This window comes from Quisquiliibacterium transsilvanicum, from assembly GCF_014202215.1.
In the GTDB taxonomy this organism is placed as follows: Bacteria; Pseudomonadota; Gammaproteobacteria; order Burkholderiales; family Burkholderiaceae_E; genus Quisquiliibacterium; species Quisquiliibacterium transsilvanicum.
In genome coordinates this window covers 129,251-153,407 of record NZ_JACHGB010000007.1, presented here as the reverse complement: position 1 = coordinate 153,407, position 24,157 = coordinate 129,251, and the positions used below count along the sequence as shown (strand labels likewise).

General features: G+C 70.9%; 21 protein-coding genes and 1 tRNA gene. 11 read left to right on the top strand and 11 right to left on the bottom strand.

Going from position 1 to position 24,157, the window contains the following annotated elements:
* The first annotated feature begins 17 nt into the window (after positions 1 to 17).
* On the top strand, positions 18 to 1,022 hold the full coding sequence (locus tag HNQ70_RS17695) for a class 1 fructose-bisphosphatase (RefSeq protein WP_183970249.1): 1,005 nt from the start codon (positions 18 to 20) through the stop codon (positions 1,020 to 1,022).
* A gap of 48 nt (positions 1,023 to 1,070) precedes the next feature.
* On the opposite strand, the gene HNQ70_RS17690 is transcribed toward HNQ70_RS17695, so the two are convergent.
* From HNQ70_RS17690 to HNQ70_RS17670, 5 genes are all read right to left on the bottom strand, one after another.
* Positions 1,071 to 3,737 carry a bifunctional acetate--CoA ligase family protein/GNAT family N-acetyltransferase gene (locus tag HNQ70_RS17690; protein ID WP_183970247.1) on the bottom strand — a complete coding sequence of 889 codons (2,667 nt, stop codon included), beginning with the start codon at positions 3,735 to 3,737 and terminating at the stop codon, positions 1,071 to 1,073.
* Between the two features lie 11 nt (positions 3,738 to 3,748).
* Entirely contained in the window at positions 3,749 to 4,675 is a 927-nt protein-coding gene (locus tag HNQ70_RS17685; RefSeq protein WP_183970245.1) for a histone deacetylase family protein, read from the bottom strand.
* A 129-nt stretch (positions 4,676 to 4,804) separates the two neighbouring features.
* Positions 4,805 to 5,239, bottom strand: coding sequence for a putative toxin-antitoxin system toxin component, PIN family (locus HNQ70_RS17680; RefSeq protein WP_183970243.1), 435 nt, complete (start codon positions 5,237 to 5,239; stop codon positions 4,805 to 4,807).
* The gene (locus HNQ70_RS17675; protein WP_183970241.1) at positions 5,236 to 5,454 is read right to left on the bottom strand and encodes an AbrB/MazE/SpoVT family DNA-binding domain-containing protein; all 219 of its coding nucleotides are present in this window, start codon (positions 5,452 to 5,454) and stop codon (positions 5,236 to 5,238) included. Before HNQ70_RS17675 ends, HNQ70_RS17680 begins: the two co-directional genes overlap by 4 nt.
* 340 nt (positions 5,455 to 5,794) lie before the next feature.
* A tRNA-Gly gene (locus tag HNQ70_RS17670) sits at positions 5,795 to 5,868 on the bottom strand.
* Positions 5,869 to 6,059: 191 nt separating this feature from the next.
* On the opposite strand from HNQ70_RS17670, the gene HNQ70_RS17665 reads away from it, so the two are divergent.
* The 3 genes from HNQ70_RS17665 (at position 6,060) to HNQ70_RS17655 (ending at position 8,284) form a co-directional block, all read left to right on the top strand.
* Entirely contained in the window at positions 6,060 to 6,524 is a 465-nt protein-coding gene (locus HNQ70_RS17665) for an OsmC family protein (protein ID WP_183970239.1), read from the top strand.
* A complete protein-coding gene (gene trmB / locus HNQ70_RS17660; RefSeq protein ID WP_183970237.1) occupies positions 6,524 to 7,201 on the top strand; it encodes a tRNA (guanosine(46)-N7)-methyltransferase TrmB in 678 nt (225 codons plus the stop codon). Before HNQ70_RS17665 ends, trmB begins: the two co-directional genes overlap by 1 nt.
* A gap of 93 nt (positions 7,202 to 7,294) precedes the next feature.
* Positions 7,295 to 8,284, top strand: coding sequence for a Bug family tripartite tricarboxylate transporter substrate binding protein (locus tag HNQ70_RS17655; protein ID WP_183970235.1), 990 nt, complete (start codon positions 7,295 to 7,297; stop codon positions 8,282 to 8,284).
* Positions 8,285 to 8,348: 64 nt separating this feature from the next.
* Here HNQ70_RS17655 and HNQ70_RS17650 read toward each other — a convergent pair whose 3' ends face one another.
* A complete protein-coding gene (locus HNQ70_RS17650) occupies positions 8,349 to 9,197 on the bottom strand; it encodes an undecaprenyl-diphosphate phosphatase (protein ID WP_343060824.1) in 849 nt (282 codons plus the stop codon).
* A 143-nt stretch (positions 9,198 to 9,340) separates the two neighbouring features.
* On the opposite strand from HNQ70_RS17650, the gene nadC reads away from it, so the two are divergent.
* Positions 9,341 to 10,207, top strand: coding sequence for a carboxylating nicotinate-nucleotide diphosphorylase (gene nadC, locus HNQ70_RS17645; RefSeq protein WP_183970233.1), 867 nt, complete (start codon positions 9,341 to 9,343; stop codon positions 10,205 to 10,207).
* Positions 10,208 to 10,217: 10 nt separating this feature from the next.
* Positions 10,218 to 11,315, top strand: a complete 1,098-nt coding sequence (gene nadA, locus HNQ70_RS17640; RefSeq protein WP_183970231.1) for a quinolinate synthase NadA — start codon at positions 10,218 to 10,220, stop codon at positions 11,313 to 11,315.
* 89 nt (positions 11,316 to 11,404) lie between these two features.
* Here the strand turns inward: nadA and nadB are convergent, their stop codons facing one another.
* The 3 genes from nadB to HNQ70_RS17625 are packed head-to-tail and all read right to left on the bottom strand — an operon-like array spanning position 11,405 to position 14,992.
* Positions 11,405 to 12,994, bottom strand: coding sequence for an L-aspartate oxidase (nadB, locus tag HNQ70_RS17635; RefSeq protein ID WP_183970229.1), 1,590 nt, complete (start codon positions 12,992 to 12,994; stop codon positions 11,405 to 11,407).
* A complete protein-coding gene (locus HNQ70_RS17630) occupies positions 12,991 to 13,242 on the bottom strand; it encodes a YkgJ family cysteine cluster protein (RefSeq protein WP_183970227.1) in 252 nt (83 codons plus the stop codon). The genes nadB and HNQ70_RS17630 overlap by 4 nt, the downstream gene beginning before the upstream one ends.
* Positions 13,243 to 13,297: 55 nt before the next feature.
* Positions 13,298 to 14,992, bottom strand: a complete 1,695-nt coding sequence (locus HNQ70_RS17625; RefSeq protein WP_183970225.1) for a sensor domain-containing diguanylate cyclase — start codon at positions 14,990 to 14,992, stop codon at positions 13,298 to 13,300.
* Between the two features lie 131 nt (positions 14,993 to 15,123).
* Between HNQ70_RS17625 and HNQ70_RS17620 the strand changes: the two genes are divergently transcribed.
* The 5 genes from HNQ70_RS17620 to HNQ70_RS17600 all read left to right on the top strand — a co-directional run bounded on the left by HNQ70_RS17620 (position 15,124) and on the right by HNQ70_RS17600 (position 22,382).
* On the top strand, positions 15,124 to 15,783 hold the full coding sequence (locus tag HNQ70_RS17620; RefSeq protein WP_183970223.1) for a TetR/AcrR family transcriptional regulator: 660 nt from the start codon (positions 15,124 to 15,126) through the stop codon (positions 15,781 to 15,783).
* A complete protein-coding gene (locus HNQ70_RS17615) occupies positions 15,780 to 17,021 on the top strand; it encodes an efflux RND transporter periplasmic adaptor subunit (protein ID WP_221302882.1) in 1,242 nt (413 codons plus the stop codon). Before HNQ70_RS17620 ends, HNQ70_RS17615 begins: the two co-directional genes overlap by 4 nt.
* A gap of 24 nt (positions 17,022 to 17,045) precedes the next feature.
* Complete coding sequence (locus HNQ70_RS17610) at positions 17,046 to 20,219, top strand: efflux RND transporter permease subunit (protein WP_183970221.1); 3,174 nt, start codon at positions 17,046 to 17,048, stop codon at positions 20,217 to 20,219.
* Positions 20,220 to 20,301: 82 nt separating this feature from the next.
* The gene (locus HNQ70_RS17605; RefSeq protein WP_183970219.1) at positions 20,302 to 20,967 is read left to right on the top strand and encodes a protein-L-isoaspartate O-methyltransferase family protein; all 666 of its coding nucleotides are present in this window, start codon (positions 20,302 to 20,304) and stop codon (positions 20,965 to 20,967) included.
* Between the two features lie 59 nt (positions 20,968 to 21,026).
* The gene (locus tag HNQ70_RS17600; protein ID WP_183970217.1) at positions 21,027 to 22,382 is read left to right on the top strand and encodes a TolC family outer membrane protein; all 1,356 of its coding nucleotides are present in this window, start codon (positions 21,027 to 21,029) and stop codon (positions 22,380 to 22,382) included.
* 61 nt (positions 22,383 to 22,443) lie between these two features.
* Here HNQ70_RS17600 and HNQ70_RS17595 read toward each other — a convergent pair whose 3' ends face one another.
* Together HNQ70_RS17595 and waaA are read right to left on the bottom strand one after the other, a co-directional pair.
* The gene (locus HNQ70_RS17595; RefSeq protein ID WP_246435072.1) at positions 22,444 to 22,746 is read right to left on the bottom strand and encodes a helix-turn-helix domain-containing protein; all 303 of its coding nucleotides are present in this window, start codon (positions 22,744 to 22,746) and stop codon (positions 22,444 to 22,446) included.
* Between the two features lie 10 nt (positions 22,747 to 22,756).
* On the bottom strand, positions 22,757 to 24,127 hold the full coding sequence (gene waaA / locus HNQ70_RS17590) for a lipid IV(A) 3-deoxy-D-manno-octulosonic acid transferase (protein ID WP_183970214.1): 1,371 nt from the start codon (positions 24,125 to 24,127) through the stop codon (positions 22,757 to 22,759).
* Positions 24,128 to 24,157 lie beyond the last annotated feature (30 nt).

Below are 24,157 nucleotides of genomic sequence, written 5' to 3'. Positions count from 1 at the left end.
TTCACAGGAGAGAACCGATGTCGAGAATCAGCCTCACCCAGTACCTGATCGAGAAGCAGCGCGAGATGGGCATCATCCCCGGCGAGCTGCGGCTGCTGCTGGAAGTGGTCGCGCGCGCCTGCAAGCGCATCAGCTACGCGGTCGGCAAGGGCGCGCTGTCGGACATCCTCGGCGAGGCGGGCTCGGAGAACGTGCAGGGCGAGGCGCAGAAGAAGCTCGACGTGATCGCCAACGACACGCTGCTCGAGGCCAACGAGTGGGGCGGCCACCTCGCCGCAATGGCATCCGAGGAGCTGGACCATCCCTACGAGATCCCGAACCGCTATCCGCGGGGCGAGTTCCTGCTGCTGTTCGATCCGCTCGACGGCTCGTCCAACATCGACGTCAACGTGTCGATCGGCACCATCTTCTCGGTGCTGCGGATGCCCGAGGGAGCCGACGAGCCCGAGGAGAAGCACTTCCTGCAGGCCGGCTACCGGCAACTGGCCGCCGGCTACGCGGTCTACGGACCGTCGACGCTGCTGGTGCTCACGGTGGGCGACGGCGTGGCCTGCTTCACCATGGAGCGCGAGACCGGCAGCTGGTGGCTCACCGAGACCAACATGCGGATCCCCGAGGACACGAAGGAGTTCGCGATCAACGCGTCGAACATGCGTCACTGGGAGCCGCCGGTGCGCCGCTACGTCGACGAACTGCTGGCCGGCAAGGACGGCCCACGCGGCAAGGACTTCAACATGCGCTGGGTGGCGTCGATGGTGTCCGACGTGCACCGCATCATGACCCGCGGCGGCATCTTCATGTACCCGCGCGACAAGCGCGAGCCGGACAAGGCCGGCAAGCTGCGCCTGCTGTACGAGGCCAACCCGATGGCCTTCCTGGTCGAGCAGGCAGGCGGCGCGGTCACCGACGGCGCCGGGCGCATGCTCGAGGTTCGCCCCAGCGCGCTGCACCAGCGGGTGCCGGTCTTCCTGGGCTCGAAGAACGAGGTGGAGCGGGTCACCGCCTACCATCTGCAGGGTTGACGCGCGCGGCGAACGCCGGGCGGCGCGGCGCGCGCCCGGCAGCTCCGCTCAGAGATCCATCGTCACCAGCTTCATCGAGGGATCGTCCGGATCGGTGACGACCCGGAACCCCAGGTAGCTCATCAGCCCCAGCATCCGCGCGTTGTTGCCCAGCACGAAGCCCTCGATGCGCTTGAGCCCCTTGCCGCGCGCGGCCTCGACGATGGCGCGCATCAGCGTGGACCCCAGCCGCTTGCCCTGCCAGTCGTCGGCGATCGCGATCGCGAACTCGCAGCTCTCGCCGTCGGGGTTCAGCAGGTAGCGGACCACGCCGATGATGCGCTCCTCCTCGCCCTCCCCCTGGTCCTTCGAGGGCGCCCGCGCCGGATCGGGCGGCTCGACCGCCACCAGCGCCAGCTCGCGGTCGTAGTCGATCTGCGTGTAGCGCACCAGCATCTTCGGCGTCAGCTCGGCCAGCGTCGAGATGAAACGGAAGTAGCGGGTCTCGGCCGACAGGCCGCGCATGAAGGCCTGCAGGCGGTCCCCATCCTCGGGCTGGATCGGGCGGACCGTGTAGAAGCTGCCGTCGGGCGCGGTCATCGCCTGGGTCAGGTGCGCCGGGTAGGGCATGATCGCCAGGTGCGAATGCCGCACCGTCTGCTCGCTGCCGCTGCGGTCGATCACGATGCGGGCATCCACCGCGATCACCCCGCGCTCGTCGGCGATCACCGGGTTGACGTCCATCTCGGCGATCCAGGGCAGCTCGCAGACCATCTCGGAGACGCGCACCAGCAGCGCCTCGAGGTGCAGGAACTCCACCGCGGGGGCGCCGCGGAAGTTGCCCAGCGACTCGGCGACGCGGGTGCGCTCGATCATGCGGCGCGCAAGGAAGCGGTTGAGCGGCGCGAACTCCAGCGTGGTGTCGCGCACCACCTCGATGCGGGTGCCGCCGGCGCCGAAGGCGATCACCGGCCCGAACACCGGGTCGCGGAAGACGCCCACGTAGAGCTCGCGGCCGAAGCGGCTGCGCCGCATCGCCTGCACGGTGACCCCGTCGATGCGCGCGTCGGGCTGCGCGCGGCGCACCGAGCCGAGGATCTCGCCGTACTGCGCGCGCACCTCCAGCGCGTTGCGCACGTTGAGCACCACGCCGCCCACGTCGCTCTTGTGAGTGATGTCGGGCGAGCTCACCTTCATCGCCACCGGGAAGCCGGTCTGCTCCGCGATCACGATCGCCTCGTTGGCCGAGCGCGCGAGCACGGTGCGCGTCACCGGGATGTGGAAGGCGCCCAGCAGCGCCTTGGACTCCATTTCCGAGAGCACCTCGCGCTGCTCGGCCAGCGCGCTTTCGATCAGCATGCGCGCGCCGTCCAGGTCGGGCGGCTCGAGCCCCGACAGCGAGCGCGGCGTCTGCTGCAGCAGCTGCTGGTTGCGGTGGAAGGTGGCCACGGTGGAGAAGGCGTCGACCGCGGTCTCGGGGGTGCGGAACACCGGGATGCCCGCGTCGTCGAGCCTGCGCCACAGCGGCCGCATCGTGTGGTCGCCCATCCAGCAGGCGAACACCTGCTTGCGGGTGCCCTTGGCCGCGGCGATGACCGCGTCGGTGATCCCGGCCACGTCCGCGCCCGAGTAGGCCGCGAGCATCAGCAGCACGCCGTCGAAGCCCGGGTCCTTGACCACGATCTCCAGCGCCGCCGCGAAGTCGGCCGGCGCGGCGTCCAATCCGAGGTTCAGCGGGTTGTGGACCATCAGCGCCGGCAGCCGCTCGCGCAGCGCCGCCGCGGTGGACTCGGCCGGCGGCGGCAGCGCGATGCGGTTCCACATCGCCACGTCCGCCGCGAGCACTGCGGGCCCGTTGCCGTTGCTCACCACTGCGAGCCGGTTGCCCAGCGGCCAGGTCTGGCCGGCCAGCAGGCGCGCCGCGGTGAAGAGCTGCGTGAACAGCCGCACCTGCACCGCGCCCGCGCGGCGCAGCGCGGCGGAGTAGATGGCGTCGCTGCCGCAGATGGCGCCCGAATGGGTGAGCAGCCGGTGGCGCGCCGCGTCGTCGCGCTGGCCCTTGAGCACCACCACCGGCTTGATCGCGGCGAGCGCGCGCAGCGCGCTCATGAAGCGGCGCGAGTTGCGCACCGCCTCCAGGTAGACCACGACCGACTTGGTGCGCGAGTCGGTGGTGAGGAAATCGAGCACCTGGGCCATCTCGACGTCGGCCTCGGCGCCCAGCGACACCGCGAGCGAGAAGCCGATCACGGTGCCGGTGGCCCAGTCGAGGATTGCGCCGCCCAGCACGCCGGACTGCGACACCAGCGCCACGTTGCCCTCGCCCGGCATCGGCCCCATGCGGCCAGCGTTGAGCTGAAGGCCCGGACGCACGAAGCCCATCGTTCCCGGGCCCAGCAGGCGCATGCCCGCCACGCGCGCCGCGTCCAGCCAGCGCCAGCTGTCCTCGGGAGCGCTGCGGTCGGTCATGACGACGACCGCGCTGCAGCCCAGCTTCGCGGCTGCAGCGATGCCTGCGTCGACTGCTTGGTTGCCGACCGCCAGCAGCGCCAGCTCAAAGCCGGCCTCCTGCGGCGCCGCAGCCTCGGAGAGCCTGAGCACCGCGGTCCGGCAGCGCGCCTGGCCAAGCCCGTCGGCGAGTTCCTGCGCCCAGGCGGGCACGGCCTCGTCCTCGACGACCAGCACCGCCGACTCCGGCTCGAACAGCGGTGCGAGGTAATGGCGATGATGCAACATTCGCCGCGCCCCTAGTCGATGCCCAGCAGCGCGCGCAGGTGCAGCTCCACGCAGCGCGCCAGCGCGGGAATGTCGTAGCCGCCTTCCAGCGTGGACACGATCCGGCCCTCGGCGAGCTCATCGGCCACCTCGGCCACGCGGGCGCTCACCCAGGCGTAGTCGGCGTCGCTCCAGCCCAGGTGGCTCATGTCGTCGTCGCGATGCGCATCGAAGCCCGCGGAGACGAAGATCATCTGCGGACGGAACTTGCGCAGCGCCGGCAGCCAGTGGTCGACCACCGCACTTCGCAATGCGTCGCCGGTGGAGTACGCCGGCAGCCCCACGTTGCACATGTTGGCGCCGCGCGGATTGTCGCCGCTGAAGGGATACAGGCGCGACTGGTAGGTGGAGACCATCAGCACCCGGTCGTCGCCGGCCAGGATGTCCTCGCTGCCGTTGCCGTGGTGCACGTCGAAGTCGATCAGCGCAACGCGCTCCATCCCGAGCACGTCGAGCGCATGGCGCACGCCCACCGCCACGTTGTTGAAGAAGCAGAAGCCCATCGCCTGGCCGCGCTCGGCGTGATGGCCGGGCGGCCGCACGTTGCAGAAGGCACGCTTGAACTGCCCGCTGGCGACCAGCTCGGTGGCCAGCACCGCCGCGCCTGCCGCATGCAGCGCCGCGGTCCAGGTGTGCTGGTTCATTGAGGTGTCCGGGTCGACGTGCACGTAGCCCTCGGCGGGGGCTTTCGCCTGGAGCTCGGCGTAGTAGCGCGACTCGTGGGCCCGGAGGATCTGCTCCTCGGTGGCCGCCGGCGCCTCGAAGGTCTCCATCAGGTCGAGGACGCCGCGCATCAGCAGCCGGTCGGCGATCGCCGCGACACGGTCCGGGCACTCTGGATGGCCTTCGCCCATCTCGTGGCGAAGGCTGCTTGGATGGGATATGTAGGCGGCCTTCAATTCGATCTCCCCTTTGGCTCAGGGGAGTCTAGCCGATGGTCCTAATGGCATGAGCTGTCGATGCGTCAGATGTTCGCAGTAGAGCGCCCACGGCCGGGGCTTCACGCTCTGCGCCGGCTTCGACGATGGTCACTGGCCTCCAGCGCTGGCGTCCTGCCGAGCCGCCAGTTCATCGCCGGTCAGGATCAGACCGGGGAAGGCTTCGCGCATCGCCAGAATATCCGCGTCGCCGGTGACCAGGGCATCTGCCCTGCCGACATGGGCGAGCACCAGAAACACCTGATCCCTGTCGTCGCGGCAAGCCGGCAGGACGGGCCACGGCGCCGGCAGTTTCACCACATCGGCATAGGGAAGGAAATCCGCCAGCAGTTCCTCCTGCTCCGATGCAGTGAGCTTGAACTTGGGACAGGCCAGTACGCGCAGAAGTTCGCTGACCGTCTCCTTGCATACCAGCGGCTGCAGCTGCCGGCACTGCCAGGCTTGGCGTATCCAGGCCAGGCGGCCGGCGCTGAACAGCAGCGCGGACAGAACGACGTTGGTGTCGAGCACGACCCTGCGCGTCATCGCCTCGCCCAGGCAACGGCATCTTCGACATCCTGCTCGGTGATCCCGAGCTTCTCCAGCTTTTCACGCACGGCCTGTGCCTTCTGGACCCGCACCGGAGTCAGGACGATGCGGCCGTTCTCGACGCTGACGTCGAAATACTCCGCAGCATCCACGCCTGACACCGCCGCTTTGGGCAGCGTGATCTGGTTCTTCGACGTGAGCTTGGCAAGCATGGCGTTCTCCTGAATGTTTCAGCAGGAGATCTTACTTCCTTACTTCCTGCATTGCGAATCAACCAGGCGACGAGGGAGCTACGGGCTGTCGCTGCCCGCCGCGACAAGGAGCGCAAGGAGCAGGAAGCTTTCGAGCGGCTCAGGACAGAGCTGTCGCAGGCGTACGCGGCGCCGGAATCATCGTACAAGCCGCTGACGGCAGCCGAGGCGATCGCACGCAACCGGGCTTGAAAGCATGCCCCAGGAGGCCGCGTCCCGGCGGCTCGACGAGATCTACCGCTACGGGCGCGATCGCTGGGGCATGCGGATGCACCAGGTCGATCGCAATGGAGCGCGGAGATGGAGCGGGTGAAGGGAATCGAACCCTCGTATGCAGCTTGGGAAGCTGCCGTTCTACCATTGAACTACACCCGCGCGGCCCGCATTCTACTGCACTTCCGGCCCCGGCTTCGCGGCGGCCGCAGGCGCCGGCGCGGTCCGGATGCCGGCCGGCGCCGGGGCCGCGGCGTCCCGTCGGCCTGCGCGCGCCCGGCGCCGCGCCGCCGCTGCGTGCGAAAATGAAGACTCCGCTGCGCCAGGCAGCATCCGCTCCAGGAACCCGCACTATGGCCCAGGACGTCCTCTTCGCCGGCACGCTCGCATGGGCGGGCCACGACCCCGCCAAGCCCTTCACCTACGAGAGCTTCGACCGCGCCACGCGACTGCAGTTCACTGGCGGCGCGGCGCTCGACGCCTCCGCGCCCGGGCAGTTCCACGGCGACGACCGCTTCGCCAACCCCGAGACGCTGATGCTCGGCTCGCTGATGCAGTGCCACTTCCTGACCTTCATGGCGGTGGCGTCGAAATCCGGCGCCACGGTGCTGGCCTACTCCGACAGCGGCAGCGGCGAGCTCGGCCGCAAGGACAACGGCAAGACCGGGTTCACTTCAGTGACGCTGCGGCCGAAGGTCACGTTCGCCGACCCCGCCCATGCCGCGAAACTTGCGGAGTTCCATGAGCGCGCGCACCGCAACTGCTTCATGTCCAACTCGGTGAACTTCCCGGTGACGGTGGAACCGGACCTGGGCTGATGGAGACGCCCCACCCGCACATCCGCAGCTTCTCGGGGCGCCGCGGCCACATCACCAGCGGCCAGCGCGCGGCCTACGATCGGCTGCTGCCGGTCCACGGCCTTCCCTACGCGCCTGGCCCCATCGACCTGCCGGCAATTTTCGGGCGCACTGCGCCGGTGATCCTGGAGATCGGCTTCGGGATGGGTGAAACCACTGCGGCGATCGCGGCGGCGCAGCCGGAGCTGGATTTCCTCGGCGTGGAGGTCTATCCGGCCGGGGTCGGCAGCCTGCTGCGCCTTATCGAAGAGCAGGGACTGACCAACGTCAGGACCATCCAGCACGATGCGATCGAGGTGCTGCGGGACATGATCGCGCCGGACACGCTGGCCGGCATCCATGTCTACTTCCCCGACCCCTGGCCCAAGGCGCGCCACCACAAGCGGCGGCTGATCCGCCCGCAGTTCGTATCGCTGATGGCCAGCCGGCTGCGGCCCGGCGGCTATCTGCACTGCGCCACCGATTGGGAGGACTACGCCCATCAGATGCTCGCGGTGCTGTCGGCCGAACCGCTGCTCGAGAACACCGCGCAGGGCTTCGCGCCGCGTCCGGAGCACCGGCCGCTGACCAAGTTCGAGCGCCGCGGCCTGCGGCTGGGGCACGGCGTCTGGGACCTGCTGTTCCGGCGCCGGGCCTGAGGAAGGGCCACCGCGTCCGCAAGGGCGCAACGATGCAGCACCCCCCGGCTTCGCTATGATGAGCGCCTCGTTCCGACCATCAGGAAAGCGCCCATGTCGAACCCCCCGGTCTTCAACGCCACGCGACGCCTGGTGCTCGCCGGCACGATCGCTGCAGCCGCACCCGCCTGGGCCCAGGCACCCGCCTTCCAGCCGAAGCGGCCGGTGCGCGTGGTGGTGCCGTTCCCGGCGGGCGGCGCCACGGACCTGACCGCGCGGCTGATCGCCGCCAAGCTCATGGACATGTGGGGCCAGCCGGTGGCTGTGGACAACCGGCCCGGAGCCAGCGGGATGATCGGCGCGCAGGAGGTGCTGCGCGCGCCGGCGGACGGGCACACGATCATGGTGTCGATCACCACGCACATCCAGAACCCGTCGCTGTTCGCGAAGATGCCGTACGAGCCGATGCGCGACTTCGCTGCGGTGTCGCAGTCGGTGCTGTCCTACCTGGCGCTTGCGGTGCGCCCCGACTTCCCGGCGAACACGCTCGCGGAGTTCGTCGCGCACGTGAAGGCGAAACCCGGCGCCTATACCTTCGGTTCGTTCGGGGCCGCGTCGTCATCGCACATCGTCGGCGAGAGCTTCGGGCGCCAGATCGGCGCGGAGGTTATCCACGTCGCCTACAAGGGCTCGGCGCCGATGCTCGCCGACCTGCTCGGCGGGCAGGTCCCGCTCGGCTGGGCAGACGTCAGCACGGCGATCCCCCACATCCGGGCCGGCAAACTCAAGGCGCTGGCGGTCAGCGGTTCGAAGCGCACGCCGATGCTGCCGGACGTTCCAACGCTCGGCGAGAGCGGCTATCCGGGCTACGAGCCACTGGGCTGGGCCGGCGTGTTCGTGCACGGGGCCACGCCGAAGCCGATGGTCGAGGCGATCGCGCGCGATGTGATCCGCGCCACGCGGCACCCGGACAACCTCGCCAAGTTCGCCGAGCAGACGCTGGTGCCGGTGGCGAGCACACCGGACGAGTTCACGCGCCAGTTGCGCGAGGACGCCGAGACCTGGGCGAAGATGATCAAGGCGGCGGGCATTTCGCCGCAGTAGCGCCCGGCCTCGCCATCGACGGACGCTCCGCCGGCCGCCCGGCCGGCTTCGGGCTTGCTTCGCCTCAGGCCGACCAGTCGACCAGGCCGCTCCACGCAGTGCCGACGATCACCAGGCCGAACACGATCCGATACCAGGCGAAGCCGACGAAATCGTGGCTGGCCACGAAGCGGATCAGCCAGTGCACGCAGACCAGCGCGCTGACGAAGGACAGCAGCAGGCCCACGGCGAACAGCGGCAGGTCGGCCATCGACAGCAGGTGCCGGTACTTCCAGGTGTCGTAGACGCCGGCGCCGATCAGCGTGGGGATGGCGAGGAAAAAGGAGAACTCGGTCGCGGCGCGGCGCGAGAGTCCGAACAGCATGCCGCCGATGATCGTGGCGCCGGAGCGGCTGGTGCCGGGGATCAGCGCGAAGGACTGGGCGACGCCGACCTTCAGCGCATCCATGGCGGTGAGATCGTCGACCGAATCCACCCGGTGCTGGCGGCCGATGCGGCCATGGCCGCGCTCCACCCACAGGATGACCAGCCCGCCGACGATCAGCGCGGCGGCCACCGGCAGCGGGTGGAACAGCCAGGTCTTGATGTAGCGGGCGAACAGCAGGCCGAGCACCGCCGCCGGCAGGAAGGCGATCAGCACGTTCGCGGCGAAGCGCTGCGCCTGGGGGTCGGTGCCCAGCCCGCGCACCACGCTGCCGATGCGCCGGCGGTAGTACCAGATCACCGAGAACATCGCGCCGGTCTGGATCGCGACGTTGAACAGGTTTTCCTTCTCGCCGGTGAAGCCGAGCAGGCTGCCCGCCAGGATCAGATGGCCGGTGCTGGAGATCGGCAGGAACTCGGTCAGTCCCTCGACGATGCCGAGGATCATGGCCTTGACCAGCAGCGGCAGGCCGAACAGGAACTCGAACACGCGGGAATCCCTTCTGGTGCGATTGAGGGGTGGCGAAGGAGCGCAAGGTTAACCCGGAACGCGCGGCCTCCCGGCGCGCAGCAGGGCGGCGGCGATGGGGTTATCCTCTGCGCCCCGACCCGGACAGGACAGCAGGACGCGCCATGGCCTTCGATTTCTCACCCGAACGGATCGCGGCGCTCGCCCGCGAGGATGCAGCCCGCGCGCTGGCCGAGGACGTCGGCAGCGGCGATCTCACCGCCGGCCTGGTCGACCCGTCGCGGCGCGCCCGCGCCCGGGTGATCGCCCGCGAGGCGGCGGTGGTCTGCGGCGCACCCTGGGTGGAGGCGGCGGTCCGCCAGCTCGATCCCGACGCGCAGCTCGACTGGCTGGTGCCCGAGGGCGGGCGCTGCGCCGCGGGCGAGGTGGTGCTGAAGATCGAAGGCAGCGCGCGCGGGCTGCTGTCGGCCGAGCGCACCGCGCTGAACTTCCTGCAGCTCCTCAGCGCGGTCGCCACCAAGACCGCCGCCCACGTCGACGCGGTCCGCTCGGTGCCCGGCAGCCAGGCCAGCATCGTCGACACCCGCAAGACCCTGCCCGGCCTGCGCCTGGCGCAGAAGTACGCGGTGCGCACCGGCGGCGGCACCAACCACCGGATCGGGCTGCACGACGCCATCCTGATCAAGGAGAACCACATCGCATCCGCGGGCGGCGTCACCGAGGCGCTCCGTGCGGCGGCGCAGGCAGCGGCCCGCGCCGACTTCGTCGAGATCGAGGTCGAGACCCTGGCGCAGCTGCGCGAGGCGCTGGACGCCGGCGCGAAGATGGTCCTGCTCGACAACATGGACCTGGTCACGCTGCGCGAGGCGGTGCGGATCAACGCCGGGCGCGCGGTGCTGGAGATCTCCGGCGGCGTGACGCTGGAAGCGCTGCCTGCGCTGGCGGCCACCGGGGTCCACCGGATCTCGGTCGGTGCGTTGACGAAGGACGTGAAGGCGGTTGACTACTCGATGCGCTTCGACGCGCTGTGAGGGGGCTGGAATGAACGAACTGATCGACGTCGAATACGAGCAGCCCGCCTGCCCGACCCGGCATGCCTGGGCTCGCGTGCCCGCCGAGCCGGGGCCTGCCGAACGCACCGAGCTCAAGGCCCGCATCCGCCGCCTGCTCGCCGAGCGCGACGCGGTGATGGTGTCGCACTACTACGTGCACCCCGACCTGCAGGACCTCGCCGAGGAAACCGGCGGCATCGTCAGCGACTCGCTGGAGATGGCCCGCTTCGGCCGCGACCATCCAGCGAAGACGCTGGTGGTCTCGGGCGTTCGCTTCATGGGCGAGACCGCGAAGATGCTCTCGCCCGACAAGCGCGTGCTGATGCCCGACCTGGACGCCACCTGCTCGCTGGACCTGGGCTGCCCGATCGAGGAATTCAGCGCCTTCTGCGACGCGCATCCGGACCGCACCGTGGTGGTCTACGCCAACACCAGCGCCGCAGTGAAGGCGCGCGCCGACTGGGTCGTCACCTCGAGCTGCGCGCTCGACATCGTCGGCACGCTCGCCGCGGCCGGCCACAAGATCCTCTGGGCGCCCGACAAGCACCTGGGCGGCTACATCCAGCGCGAGACCGGCGCCGACATGCTGCTCTGGCAGGGCTCCTGCGTGGTGCACGACGAGTTCAAGGCGATCGAGCTGAAGGCGCTGATGGACGAGCACCCAGGCGCCAGGGTGCTGGTGCATCCGGAGTCGCCGGCCGACGTGATCGCGCTGGCCGACGTGGTGGGCTCCACCTCCGCGATCCTGAAGGCCGGGAGCGAGCTCGACGCGCGCGAGTTCATCGTCGCCACCGACAACGGGATGATGCACAAGCTGCGCACGCTCAACCCCGGCAAGGTGTTCATCGAAGCGCCCACCGCGGGCAACAGCGCCACCTGCAAGAGCTGCGCGCACTGCCCCTGGATGGCGATGAACTCGCTGGCCGGGGTGGCGCATGCGCTGGAGACCGGCAGCGGCGAGGTTCACGTCGATCCGGCGCTTGGCGCGCGCGCCAGGCTTCCGATCGACCGGATGCTGGCGTTCACCGCAGCCCGCAAGGCCGGGCATCCGGTGGGCGCGCTGGTGCCCGGGATCGGCGCGGCCTGAGCGCCTGACCCGGGCGCGCACCTGGCCGCCTGACCCCGGGCATCCGCCTGACCGGCGGGCGCCGCAGGGCGCCGCCCGGATCGCGCCGCTCAGCTCGCCCCGGGCACCAGCACCGTGGGCAGCGCCGGGGCCAGCAGTGCCGGATGGTCGCGACTGAAGTGCAGGCCGCGGCTCTCCTTGCGGGAGCAGGCCGAGCGCACGATCAGGTCGGCCACCTCGACCAGGTTGCGCAGTTCGAGCAGGTCGCGGGTGACGCGGCAGTTCGAGTAGAACTCGTGGATCTCGCTGCGCAGCAGCGCGATCCGGTGCGCGGCCCGCTCCAGGCGCTTGTCGGTGCGCACGATGCCGACGTAGTCCCACATGAAGCGGCGCAGCTCCTCCCAGTTGTGGGACACCACCACCATCTCGTCCGGGTCGCTGACCCGGCTCTCGTCCCAGGCCGGCAGCGCGCAGGGCGTGCCGCGCGCCGCTCCGCCCTCGGCGACGATCGCCTGCGAAGCCGCGCGCGCGAACACCATGCACTCCAGCAGCGAGTTGCTCGCCAGCCGGTTGGCGCCGTGCAGGCCGGTGCAGGTGGCCTCGCCGACCGCGTACAGGCCGGGCAGGTCGGTGCGGCCGTCCAGGTCGGTGACCACGCCGCCGCAGGTGTAGTGCGCGGCCGGCACCACGGGGATCGGCTCGCGGGTGATGTCGATGCCCAGCTCCAGGCAGCGCGCCCGGATGTTGGGGAAGTGCTCCTCCAGGAACGCGGCCGGCTGGTGGGAGATGTCGAGGAAGACGCAGTCGATGCCGTGGCGCTTCATCTCGAAGTCGATCGCGCGGGCCACGACGTCGCGCGGCGCGAGCTCGGCGCGTTCGTCGTGCGCCGGCATGAAGCGCGTGCCGTCGGGCAGCAGCAGCCGCCCGCCCTCGCCGCGCACCGCCTCGCTGATCAGGAAGGACTTCGCATGCGGGTGGTACAGGCAGGTGGGGTGGAACTGGATGAACTCCATGTTCGACACCCGGCAGCCGGCGCGCCAGGCCGCGGCGATGCCGTCGCCGGTGGCCGTGTCCGGATTGGTCGTGTACAGGTAGACCTTGCCGGCCCCGCCGGTGGCCAGGATGGTGCGGGCCGCAGCGAAGGAGCGCACCCTGCCCTGCCGCTTGTCCAGCGCGTACAGACCCACGCAGCGGTCGTCGGCCAGCCCGCAGCGCCGGCCGCGCACCAGGTCGACCAGCACGTGGTGCTCGAAGACCTGGATTCCCGGCGTGCTGCGCACGCGCTCGATCAGCGTCTCCTGGACCGCGGCGCCGGTGGCGTCGGCGGCATGCACGATGCGGCGTGCGCTGTGGCCGCCCTCGCGCGTGAGGTGCAGCTGCCCCTGCTCGCGTGAGAAGGGCACGCCGAACCCCTCCAGCCAGGCGATCGCCGCGGGCGCATTCTCGACCACGAAACGGGTGGCCACCGGATCGCACAGGCCGGCGCCGGCCACCAGGGTGTCGCTCACGTGAGCGTCGAAGCTGTCGCCATCGGCGAGCACTGCGGCGATTCCGCCCTGCGCCCAGCCGCTGGCGCCGTCGGCGATGCCGCGCTTGGTGAGCACCGCCACGCGGTGGGTGGCGGAGAGGTGCAGCGCGGCGGACAGGCCGGCGAGGCCGCTGCCGACGATCAGCACGTCGAAGTCATGGTCTGCGTTCATGCGGTCTCGGTCTCGAGCCAGGAGAGGAAAGTCAGCGCGTGCTCGCGATCGCCGCCGCACATCTCCGGCGACGGCTGCAGCCCGGCGCAGCAGGCGGGCCGCCCGGGCTGGCCGAAGATCCGGCAACGCTGTTCGTTGTCGAGCTGCACGCAGCGCACCCCCGCGGGCTTGCCGCCGGGCATGCCGGGAATCGGACTTGTGATCGAGGGCGCGATGCAGCAGGCGCCGCAGCCGGGTCGGCACTCCATCGGACGGGATTCTCCATGCGGGTTGCGCCGCAGGATACTCCAGCGCAAGGCCCTCTCAGGCGCACACCGCGCGATCGCGCCCGCCCTGCTTGGCCCGGTACATCGCCTCGTCGGCAGCGCGCAGCAGCTCCGCCGGCGTGCTGCCGTGCGCCGGCAGCGCCGCCGCGCCGATCGACACCGTGACGTCGCCCAGCGGGCGCCCTTCCCAGCAGATGCTCAGCCGGCGCACCGCAGCGAGGACGGCCCGGGCCCGTGCCGGCATCGCTGCGGCATCCACCCCGGGCATCAGCAGCAGGAACTCCTCGCCGCCGAAGCGGAAGGCGTAGTCCTCGTGCCGGATGGTACCGGCCAGGCAGTGCGCAAGCGTGCGGATCACCAGGTCGCCCGCCTCATGGCCGAAGCCGTCGTTGATCCGCTTGAAGCGGTCGATGTCGACCATGAACACCGCCAGCGCTTCGCCACTGCGCAGGGCGCGACGCACCTCGCGCTCGAACACCTCGTCCATGTGGCGTCGGTTGTAGAGCCCGGTGAGCGGATCGCGGATCGCCTGGGCGCGCAGGGTGTCGCGCATCCGCACGTTCGAGATCGCCATCGACAGATGCATCGCCAGGATGCCCGCCAGACGCAGGCGCTCGGCATCGCTGCCCACGCCGGCACCCGCCTGCGCGTCGGCGGCAGCCCCGGCTGCCTCGGCGTCGTCTCCCGCGGCTGCGGCGGGCGGCGCGGGAAGGCGCACCCGCAACACGCCGATCCGGTCGCCCTGCGCAACCAGCGGTGCGCTCAGCAGCCGGGACTCCGGGTCGATCGCGGGCCGCACCTCGGCGCCCTCGCAACCCTGCGCCGGCGGAGCATCGCCCCAGCAGTGCACGACGCTCAGGCCGCCGGACTGAGCGTCAGCTCGATCCGGCCCTGGGCCGCCGTCCGGCGCCGCATTCCCCGCACTGGCGCCCTGCGCCTCGCACAGCGCCACGCAGCCGCCCAGGCCGCCCAGCAGCGTGCCGGAGAAGGCCTCCGCGACCGCACAGAGCGCCGCCACGGACGGACTGGCCTGCAGCCGGTCGCGCAGTTGGGAGAGCGCCCGGTTCAGCTGGTTGATCCGCTCCAGCTTGGCGACGTTGGCCTGCAGACTGCGGTTCAGCCGCACCACCGCGGCCTCGGCCCTGGCCCGGGAACGCTCGGCGCGATGGGCTACCACCACCGTGCGCACCGTCTCGACCATCGGCTGCAGCAGGTCGACCACGTCCTGCGTGTAGCCGCCGGGGCGGTTGGCCAGCCCCACCACGCCGATCAGCTGCTCGCGGTGCACGAAGGGGATGCCCAGGAAGGACGCAATCTGCGGATGCCCGTCCGGCAGGCCGCCGCTGCGCGGATCGCGCGCCGGGTCGTTGGCGATCGCCACCTGGGCGCTGCGCAGCACGGTCCCGATCAGGGTATCGAGCCGGCGGAACTCCATCCCGCCGCCGGAACGCCCCTGCATCCGTGCTCGGCTCGGCTCGTCCCAGGCGACGTCGCTGATCGTGTGGATCCTGAGCCAGGGGGCGTCATGCTCGTCGTGACGCACCTCGCCGATGAAGCCGATCGCACTGCCGGAGACGCGCAGCAGCTCGCCGAGCAGCGCGTCGAAAGCTGCCTGCGAGTCGTTGCCGGTGAGCAGCTGCGCCTGGATGCGGCCGATCGCGGCCAGCATTTCCTGGGTCTCGAGCAGCGCAAGGGTGGACGAGGCCGGCACGTCGTAGGGGGTCTGCTTCAAGGACTTCGTGATGAATGTTTCAAGAATGCCAGCAGACCGCACGCGGCGAAGCTCAAGTTGCCGCCCAGCAACAGCTGCAGCGGCGCCAGGTCATGGGGAATAGAATTACTGACCCAACAGTCAGTAGATCGATGTCCACCACGCAAGCGCGCGGCCCCCGTTGGGAGCGCCGCAAGGAGAGCCGTCCGGCCGAGCTGCTGGCGGCGGCGCTCGAGTTCTTCGTGGAGCGCGGCTACGCAGCCACGCGGCTCGACGAGGTGGCGGCGCGCGCTGGCGTGAGCAAGGGCACGCTTTACCTGTACTTTCCGAGCAAGGAAGACCTCTTCAAGGCGGTGGTGCGCGAAACCATCGTGCCGCAGATCGACGAACTGCGCCGCAGCGTCGACCGGGCGGATGACGACTGCGCCGAACTGCTGCGCAGCTTCTTCGCGCAATGGTGGCAGCGCTTCGGCGCGAGCCGCCTGGGCGGGATCGCCAAGCTGATCGTCGCCGAGGCGGGCAACTTCCCTGAAGTGGCCCGTTTCTTCCAGGAAGAGGTGATCGAACCCCACAGCGAACTGCTCGTCGCGATCATCGAGCGGGGCATCCAGCGCGGCGAGTTCGCGCCGGTGGACGCCCGGCTCGCCGCGCAGCTGTGGATCGCGCCGCTGGCGCTGAAGGCGATCTGGACAAATTCGATGGACGCACTCTGCCCCCCCGAGGCCCGCCTGGCGCCCGAGCGCCTGCTGCAGGCCCATACGGAATTCGTGCTCGCAGCGCTGCGCCCGCAGCCGACCGGGGCCGCATCGTGAGCCGCGCGCGCAGCGTGGCGCTGCTGCTGACCGTGCTGGCCCTGGGCCTGGCCGCCGGCTGGTGGGCCGGCCGCCGCGATGACGGCGGACAGGCCGGCGCGCCACAGCCCCCTGCAGCGACCGCGCAGGCCGAGGCGCCGCCGTCGGTGCTGGAGTTCGCCGCCTCCGACCTGCTCACGCTGGCGGCGGGCCCGATCGCACGGACGATCCCGCTGACCGGCACCCTGAGGCCCTCGAACCAGACGCTGGTGCGCGCCAAGGTGTCCGGCGAGCTGGTCGAAGTCGCGGTGCGCGAGGGCACGCCAGTGCGGGCCGGCCAGCGCATCGCGCGCATCGACCCCACCGAGTTCGAGGCGCGGGTGCGCGAGCGCGAGGCGCAGCGGCGCAGCGCCGAGGCGCAGGTGGAGCAGTCGCGCCGGACGCGGGACAACAACCGCGCGCTGCTGGACAAGGGCTTCATCTCGCAGAACGCTTTCGACAATGCCGAGTCGGGCTACCAGGTGACGGTGGCCAACCGCGACGCGGCGACCGCGCAGCTCGCCCAGGCGCGCAAGGCGCTGGCCGACACCTCGGTGCTCGCGCCGATGACCGGCATGGTCGCCGAACGCTTCGCCCAGGTCGGCGAGAAGGTGTCCCCGGACAGCCGGATCCTGTCGATCGTCGATCTCTCTCGGATGGAGATCGAGGCGCCGGTGCCAGCCAGCGAGATCGGCAGCGTGCGCATCGGCCAGCCGGTGACGCTGCGCATCGAGGGCGTCGATGCGCCGCAGACCGGCGAGGTCGTGCGGATCAATCCCGCCACCGCCGCCGGGACCCGCTCGGTGCCGGTCTACATCGGCCTGGACAACCGCGATCCACGGATCCGCGCCGGACTGTTCGCGCAGGGCGCGCTCGCCGTCGAGCGCCGCGAGGGGGTGATCGCGGTGCCCGCCGCAGCGGTGCGCGACGCCGCCGGCCGCAGCTTCGTCTACCGGGTCGTCGAGGGCGTGATCGAGGAGCGCACCGTCAGGCCCGGGCTGCGCGATCCGGCTGCGCGCGCCGCCAACGGCAGCACCGGGGTGATCGAGGTGCTCGAGGGCCTCGCCGCTGGCGACACCATCGTCGGCGTGAACCTGGGACCGCTGCGCCCGGGCAGCCGGGTGAAGCTCGGCGCGGCGCCTGCAGCCCCTGCAGCCCCCGCAGGCCCGGCCGCCGGCGCAGCACCTGGCGCCGGCCCGGCCGCCAGCGCGCCCCGCTGACCGGCACGCAGGAGCCCGCTCCCCATGTGGTTCACCCGCGTCTCGATCTCCCAGCCTGTGCTGGCGACCATGGTGATGGTCGCCTTCGTGGTGCTTGGCCTCTTCTCCTACAAGCGCCTGGACGTCGAGCAGTTCCCGGACGTCGCCTTTCCCGTCGTGGTGGTGAGCACCGAGTACCCGGGCGCCTCGCCGGAGGTGGTCGAGTCGGACATCACCCGCAGGATCGAGGAACAGGTCAACACGATCAGCGGGGTCAACGAGCTCTCGTCGCGCTCCTACGAAGGCAGCTCGCTGGTGATCGTCCGCTTCGACCTCACCGTCGACCCGGCCTCGGCAGCCCAGGACGTGCGCGAGAAGGTCGCGCTGGTCAAGCCGCTGTTCCGCCCCGAGGTCAAGGAGCCGCTGATCACCCGCTACAACCCGGACGACGCGCCGGTGATCTCGGTTGCGGTGCGCTCCGACCAGCGCTCGCCGCGCGAGCTCACCACGCTGGCCGAGCAGGTGATCAAGCGCAGGCTGGAGAACGCGCGCGGCGTGGGCCGGGTGACGCTGGTGGGCGGGCTCAGCCGCGAGGTGCAGGTGTGGCTCAAGCCCTCCGAGATGGAGGCGCTGCGGGTGGGCATCGACCAGGTGATCGCCGCGGTGCGCGGCGAGAACCAGGAGCTGCCGGCGGGCACGCTGATCATGCGCGACCGCGAGCAGGTGGTGCAGATCAAGGCGCGGCTGGGCTCGGCCGACGACTTCGGCCGGATCATCGTGGCGCGCCGCGGCGGCCAGCCGGTCTACCTGTCGCAGGTGGCGACCGTGGTCGACGGCGAGGAGGAGCGCGACGACGTCGCGCTGGTCGACGGCCGGTCCGCGATCGCGATCGACATCGTCAAGGCCCAGGACGAGAACACCATCGCGGTGGTCGACGGCGTGCGCGGCCTGCTCGCCGAGATGCAGGCCTCGGGCGTGGTGCCGGCCGACGTCGAGGTCTCGGTGGTGCGCGACGCCTCCACCGCGATCCGTAATTCGGTGGCCAGCGTCCAGCGCAACATCGTCGAGGGCGCGGTGCTGACCGTGCTGATCGTGTTCCTGTTCCTGTCGTCCTGGCGCTCCACGGTGATCACCGGGCTCACGCTGCCGATCTCGCTGATCGGCACCTTCCTCGTGATGTACGCGATGGGTTTCTCGATCAACCTGGTCACGCTGCTGGCGCTGTCGATCTGCGTGGGCCTGCTGATCGACGACGCGATCGTGGTGCGCGAGAACATCGTGCGCCACCAGGCGATGGGCAAGCACCACCGCGAGGCCGCCTACGACGGCACCGCCGAGATCGGGCTGGCGGTGGCGGCCACCACGCTGACCATCGTCGCGGTGTTCATGCCGATCGGCTTCATGGGCGGCATCATCGGCAAGTTCTTCAATCAGTTCGGCGTCACCGTGGCCTTCGCGGTGCTGCTGTCGATGTTCGTGTCGTTCACGCTGGACCCGATGCTGTCGTCGGTGTGGCACGACCCGGACGCGCATGGCGCGCGCGGCAAGGGGCCGGTGGCGCGTCTGCTGCGCGGCTTCCAGGCGGCGATGACGCGGCTGGAGGGCTGGTACGTGGCGCTGCTGCGCTGGGGCCTGCGCCGGCGCGGCACCACGGTGGCGATCGCGCTGCTGGCCTTCTTCGCGTCCTTCCCGCTGATCCGCGTGGTTGGCACCGAGTTCGTGCCGCCGGCGGACAACAACGAGCTGTACCTGCAGTTCAACACCCCGGTCGGCTCGTCGCTGGAGTTCACCGAGGAGAAGGTCCGCCAGGTCGAGGCGGCGCTGCGCGAGTTCCCCGGCGTCGAGCAGACCTACGCCACCATCAACACTGGCGCGCTGCAGGGGCGCAACTACGCCGCGGTGTTCGCGCGGCTCACCGAGCGCAGCCAGCGGCCGATGTCGGTGCACCAGATGACGCAGCCGGTGCGCGAGCGCGTCAACGCGATCGCCGGCGTCACCGTGACCGATGTCGGCAACCTGAACGCGGTCAGCTCAGGCAAGCCGATCCAGGTCAGCGTGCAGGGACCGGAAATGGCGGAACTGGAGCGCATCGCCGCCGGCGCGCTCGAGCGCATCGAGACGCTGAACGTCGCGCTGCGCGCGCAGCACAGGCTGGGCCCGAACCAGGGCATCGTCGATCTGGACACCAGCTCCAAGCCCTCCAAGCCCACGGTGTCGGTGGAGATCGACCGCCAGCTCGCCTCCGACCTGGGCGTGGGCGTGGCGCAGATCGGCGCGGCGCTGCGGCCGCTGCTCGCCGGCGAAGCCGCCACCACCTGGCGCGCACCGGATGACGAGAACTACGAGGTGATGGTGCGGCTGCCGCCCTCGGCGCGCGAGTCGGTGGCCGACCTGGAGCGGCTGACGCTGCTATCCGCGCAGCCGGCGGCCGACGGCGGCCCCCGCATGGTGCCGCTGCGCCAGGTGGCGGACTTCATTCCCGGCACCGGCCCCACCCAGATCAACCGCAAGGATCTCACCCGCGAGATCCTGATCTCCGCCAACTCCGACGGCGTGGCCGCTGGCACCGTGGGCACCGCGGTGCAGGCGGCGCTGGCCGACCTGCCGCTGCCGCCGGGCTACCGCTTCGTCACCGGCGGCGCCACCAAGGACATGGTCGAGAGCTTCGGCTACGCGGTGCAGGCGCTGGCGCTCGCGGTGATCTTCATCTACATGATCCTGGCCTCGCAGTTCGGCCGGTTCCTGCAGCCGCTGGCGATCATGGCCTCGCTGCCGCTGGCGCTGATCGGCGTGGTCGCGGCGCTGCTGGCCTGGGGCTCGACGCTCAACATGTTCTCGATCATCGGCTTCATCATGCTGATGGGCCTGGTCACCAAGAACGCGATCCTGCTGGTGGACTTCGCCAACCAGGCCCGCGCGCGCGGCGTGGAGCGCGCGCAGGCGCTGCTGCAGGCCGCCGAGATCCGCCTGCGGCCGATCCTGATGACCACGCTGGCGATGGTGTTCGGGATGCTGCCGCTGGCGGTGAGCGTCAGCGAGGGCTCGGAGCAGCGCGCGCCGATGGCGCACGCGGTGATCGGCGGCGTGCTGGCCTCGACGCTCCTCACGCTGCTGGTGGTGCCCGTGCTCTACACGCTGCTGGACGACGTCACTGCCTGGGCGCGGCGGCGCGGCGGCAGGGCCGGCGCTGCGGCCGGCGGCGACGGCGCACCGGACTGACGGATCGGACTGACGGATGTCAGGGCCGCTGCCGCTGGCCCCGGTTAAAATCTTGTTTTTTCACGGCTTTTGTGGAACGGAAATGGACTTCGAACGCGCGCGCTACAACATGGTTGAACAGCAGATCCGGCCCTGGGACGTGCTGGACCAGGAGGTGCTCGACCTGCTGCTCGTGGTCAGGCGCGAGGACTTCGTCCCGCCCGCCTACCGCGCGATCGCTTTCGTCGACATGGAAGTGCCGCTGCTCATCGACGGCGCCAGGACCGGCGAATGCATGCTCTCGCCCAAGGTCGAGGCGCGACTGCTGCAGAACCTCTCGGTCCGCCGGCATGAGCACGTGCTGGAGATCGGCGCGGGCTCGGGCCACATGGCCGCGCTGCTCGCGCATCGGGCGCGCCACGTCGTCAGCTGCGAGATCCACCCCGGGCTGGCCGCCTTTGCGCGCGTCAACCTGGACCGCGCCGGAGTGCGCAACGCCGTCGTCGAGCAGCGCGACGGCGCCCAGCCGGCCGGCCCCGCCAGCTACGAGGTGATCCTGCTGTCGGGCTCGGTGCCCTTCGTTCCCGAGGCGCTGCTGCACCGGCTGACCATCGGCGGGCGGCTGGCCGCCGTCGTCGGCGACGCGCCCGCCATGGAAGCGCAGCTGATCACCCGCACCGGCCCCGACAGCTTCACCGCCGAGACCCTCTTCGAGACCGTGGCGCCACGGCTGCACGGCTTCCCGGAGAAGGACGCCTTCCGCTTCTGAACGCAGCGCGCGCGCCCGAGCCCGGGCCGCCCGAACCCCAGACACCGAGGACGCCTCCGATGGATCACCGACTTCACGCCCTGGCCGCAGCGGTCGCGCTCGCCTGCCTTCCCGCTGGCGCCTCGGCAATGGACCTGCTCCAGGCCTACCAGGCCGCGCTGGCAGTGGACCCCGTGGTCGCCAGCGCCGAAGCGCAGTCCGGGGCGACACGCGAGCGAATCCAGCAGGCGCGCGCAGGTCTGCTGCCCTCGGTGGGCGCGAACGCGGCGGTGAGCCGCCAGACGGTGGACACCAACCTGGCGGCGCGCCGCGACTTCACCGCCCAGAACTACAACATCAGCCTCTCCTACCCGCTGCTGCGGCTGCAGAACGTCGAAGCTTACGAACAGAGCCTGCTGGCGGCAAGCATCGGCGAGACCCAGACGGCGCAGGCGCGGCAGGATCTGGTCGTGCGCGTCGCGCAGGCCTACTTCGACGTCCTCGCCGCCCAGGACAACCTCGCCACGATCCGCTCGCAGAAGGCGGCGATCACCGAACAGCTGGCCGCCGCGAAGCGCAACTTCGAGGTGGGCACCGCCACGGTCACCGACCAGCAGGAGGCGCAGGCGCGCTTCGACCTGTCGCTGGCGCAGGAGTTCGCCGCGCAGAACGACCTGGACGTCAGGCGGGCTGCGCTGTCGCAGCTGATCGGCAGGCCGGTGGCGGAGGTCCAGGTGCTGCGCCCGGGGGTCGAGCTTCAGGGGCCGCAGCCGGCGCGCGAGACCGACTGGACCGACAGCGCCCGGCAGAACAACCTCGCGGTGCAGCAGGCCGAGGTGGCCAGCGAGATCGCCAGGCGCGAGATCGAGCGCCAGCGCTACGGGCACTACCCCACGCTCGACCTGGTCGGCTCGGTGGGCCGCGCGGAGAACGCCGCCGCGAACTTCATCGGCGTCAAGAGCAACACCGCGGCGGTCGGCCTGCAGCTGAGCGTGCCTCTGTACGCCGGCGGCGCGATCGATGCGCGGGTGCGCGAAGCCGCGCAGCTGCGCAACAAGGCGCTGTTCGACCTCGACAACGCGCGGCGGCAGGCCGAGCAGGGCACCCGCTCCGCCTTCCTGGGCGTCAACAGCGGACTGGCCCAGGTGAAGGCGCTGGAGGCCGCGGAGCGCTCCAGCCAGCTGGCGCTGGACTCCAACCTGCTGGGCTACCAGGTGGGCGTGCGCATCAACATCGACGTACTGAACGCCCAGCAGCAGCTGTTCACCACCCGCCGAGACCTGGCCCGCGCGCGTTACGACGTGCTGGTCAACGGACTGCGGCTCAAGGCCACTGCCGGCACGCTGTCCGAGGACGACCTGCGCGCGGTGGATGCGCTGCTGACGGCGGCGCCTGCGGGCAGCGCGATCGGCGCGCCAGTGGTGCCAGCGAAGTAGGTTCTGAAGCGCCTCGTGCGGATCCTGGCTGCCAGGGTCCGAGCCCTGCCAGGGCTCGCCCTCAGGCGATGAGCGCTTCCACGCCCTTGGTCTCGACCAGCTGAAGCAGCTTCGCGGCGGCGCCGCTGGGGTGCTTCCCCGCTGCCGGCGACTCCCACTTCTGGACCGTGGAGACGCTGACGTTGAGGAACGCAGCGAAGACGGACTGGCTCATCCTGGCGATGGTCGTGCGGACGGCAACGACGCGCTCCGGGGTATAGACCGGAGGTTCCGTGCAAAGCGTTCGCACCTTGGCCAGGCTGGCCTTCGAGACGACGCCGTAAGCGTTGAGATCCTCGGCAGTCTCCAGCAATTCGTGAAGCATGCGAGCCTCTTCACTGCTTCTCTTCGGCATTGCAGATCTCCTTCAGCCTGCCATCAGCGGCCAGTGGTGCCAGCCACGGTTCGAGCAGCGCCAGCGTGCGCCCGGTGGCCCCGCGGTGCGCCTTTGCGAACTCCAGCGCCTGCGCACTGCGCCGTGCGAGCGCGTCGGGCGCGCGCAGCAGGGCCAGCGCCTGCGCCACCGCGTCGCCGGCATCCGCCGCCCGCAAGGCGCCGCCGGCCTGGATGGCCTGCTCCGCGGCGTCTTCGAAGTTGAAGGTGTGCGGACCCATCACCACCGGCACGCCAAGCGCGCAGGCCTCGATCAGGTTCTGTCCGCCGAAGGGCAGCAGCGAGCCGCCCAGCACAGCCACGTCCGCCATCGCATACCAGGCGAACATCTCGCCCATCGAGTCGCCGAGCAGCACGTCGATGGCGGCCGGGTCGAATCCGCCCGACGCCTCCAGCGCGCTGCGCCGCGCCAAGCGCAGCCCGCGCGCGGCGAGCAGGTCGGCGACTTCGTCGAAGCGCTGCGGATGCCTTGGAACGATCACCAGCAGCGGCTGGCGCACCTGCGCCTGCGCCTGCGCCTGCGCCTGCGCCTGCACCTGCACCTGCCAGGCGTCCAGCAGCAGCGCCTCCTCGCCGTCCCTCGTGCTGGCAGCAAGCACCACCGGCCGCCCTCGCAGCAGCGACTTCCAGCCGCGGCCGCGCTCGACCAGCGCGGGCGCGGGGCTCACGTCGAACTTCATGTTGCCGGCCACCGTCACGTCCGTCCTGCCCAGGCGCCCGATGCGCTGCGCATCCGCAGGCGTCTGCGCGACCACGCAGGCCAGCGAGCGCAGCGCCGGCTCCATCAGCGCGCGCCAGCGCAGGCCCTTGCGCAGCGAGCGCTCCGACAGCCGCGCGTTGACCAGCGCCAGCGGCACGCCCGCGCGCCGGGCCTGCGCGCACAGGTTGGGCCACAGCTCGGTCTCCATCACGATGCCGAGCGCCGGCCGCCAGGCGCGCAGGAAGCGGCGCGTGGCGAAGCCCAGGTCGTAGGGAAGATAGGCCTGCAGCACCCGCCCGCCGTGGCGCGCGAAAAGCTCGGCGCCAGTGGCGCGCCCGGTCGGAGTCATGTGGGTGAGCAGCAGCCGCGCGTCCGGATGGCGCTCGAGCAGCGCGGCCACCAGCGGCTGCGCGGCGCGGGTCTCGCCCACCGACACCGCGTGCACCCAGATCAGCGGCCCGTCGCCGCGCCGGGCGGCCGCGGCGCCGTGAAAGCCCCAGCGCTCGCCCCAGTGCGCGCGGTACTCCGGCTGGCGGCGCGCGCGCCAGAGCAGGTAGGCGATCACCAGCGGCGTCGCCAGCCACCAGGCGAGGGAGTAGAGTTTCAGGCTCACTGACTGAGCCTGAGGCCGAGGAACACGTCG

What these genes read in the sequence shown, in the direction of transcription:
- HNQ70_RS17655 (WP_183970235.1), top strand. Translation starts at nt 7,295, where the DNA reads ATGTCGAACCCCCCGGTCTTCAACGCCACGCGACGCCTGGTGCTCGCC.
- HNQ70_RS17620 (WP_183970223.1), top strand. Translation starts at nt 15,124, where the DNA reads ATGTCCACCACGCAAGCGCGCGGCCCCCGTTGGGAGCGCCGCAAGGAG.
- HNQ70_RS17665 (WP_183970239.1), top strand. Translation starts at nt 6,060, where the DNA reads ATGGCCCAGGACGTCCTCTTCGCCGGCACGCTCGCATGGGCGGGCCAC.
- HNQ70_RS17675 (WP_183970241.1), bottom strand. Translation starts at nt 5,454, where the DNA reads ATGCTTGCCAAGCTCACGTCGAAGAACCAGATCACGCTGCCCAAAGCG.
- HNQ70_RS17695 (WP_183970249.1), top strand. Translation starts at nt 18, where the DNA reads ATGTCGAGAATCAGCCTCACCCAGTACCTGATCGAGAAGCAGCGCGAG.
- HNQ70_RS17605 (WP_183970219.1), top strand. Translation starts at nt 20,302, where the DNA reads ATGGACTTCGAACGCGCGCGCTACAACATGGTTGAACAGCAGATCCGG.
- HNQ70_RS17595 (WP_246435072.1), bottom strand. Translation starts at nt 22,746, where the DNA reads ATGCTTCACGAATTGCTGGAGACTGCCGAGGATCTCAACGCTTACGGC.
- nadB (WP_183970229.1), bottom strand. Translation starts at nt 12,994, where the DNA reads ATGAACGCAGACCATGACTTCGACGTGCTGATCGTCGGCAGCGGCCTC.
- nadA (WP_183970231.1), top strand. Translation starts at nt 10,218, where the DNA reads ATGAACGAACTGATCGACGTCGAATACGAGCAGCCCGCCTGCCCGACC.
- nadC (WP_183970233.1), top strand. Translation starts at nt 9,341, where the DNA reads ATGGCCTTCGATTTCTCACCCGAACGGATCGCGGCGCTCGCCCGCGAG.
- HNQ70_RS17630 (WP_183970227.1), bottom strand. Translation starts at nt 13,242, where the DNA reads ATGGAGTGCCGACCCGGCTGCGGCGCCTGCTGCATCGCGCCCTCGATC.
- HNQ70_RS17680 (WP_183970243.1), bottom strand. Translation starts at nt 5,239, where the DNA reads ATGACGCGCAGGGTCGTGCTCGACACCAACGTCGTTCTGTCCGCGCTG.
- HNQ70_RS17610 (WP_183970221.1), top strand. Translation starts at nt 17,046, where the DNA reads ATGTGGTTCACCCGCGTCTCGATCTCCCAGCCTGTGCTGGCGACCATG.
- trmB (WP_183970237.1), top strand. Translation starts at nt 6,524, where the DNA reads ATGGAGACGCCCCACCCGCACATCCGCAGCTTCTCGGGGCGCCGCGGC.
- HNQ70_RS17690 (WP_183970247.1), bottom strand. Translation starts at nt 3,737, where the DNA reads ATGTTGCATCATCGCCATTACCTCGCACCGCTGTTCGAGCCGGAGTCG.
- HNQ70_RS17600 (WP_183970217.1), top strand. Translation starts at nt 21,027, where the DNA reads ATGGATCACCGACTTCACGCCCTGGCCGCAGCGGTCGCGCTCGCCTGC.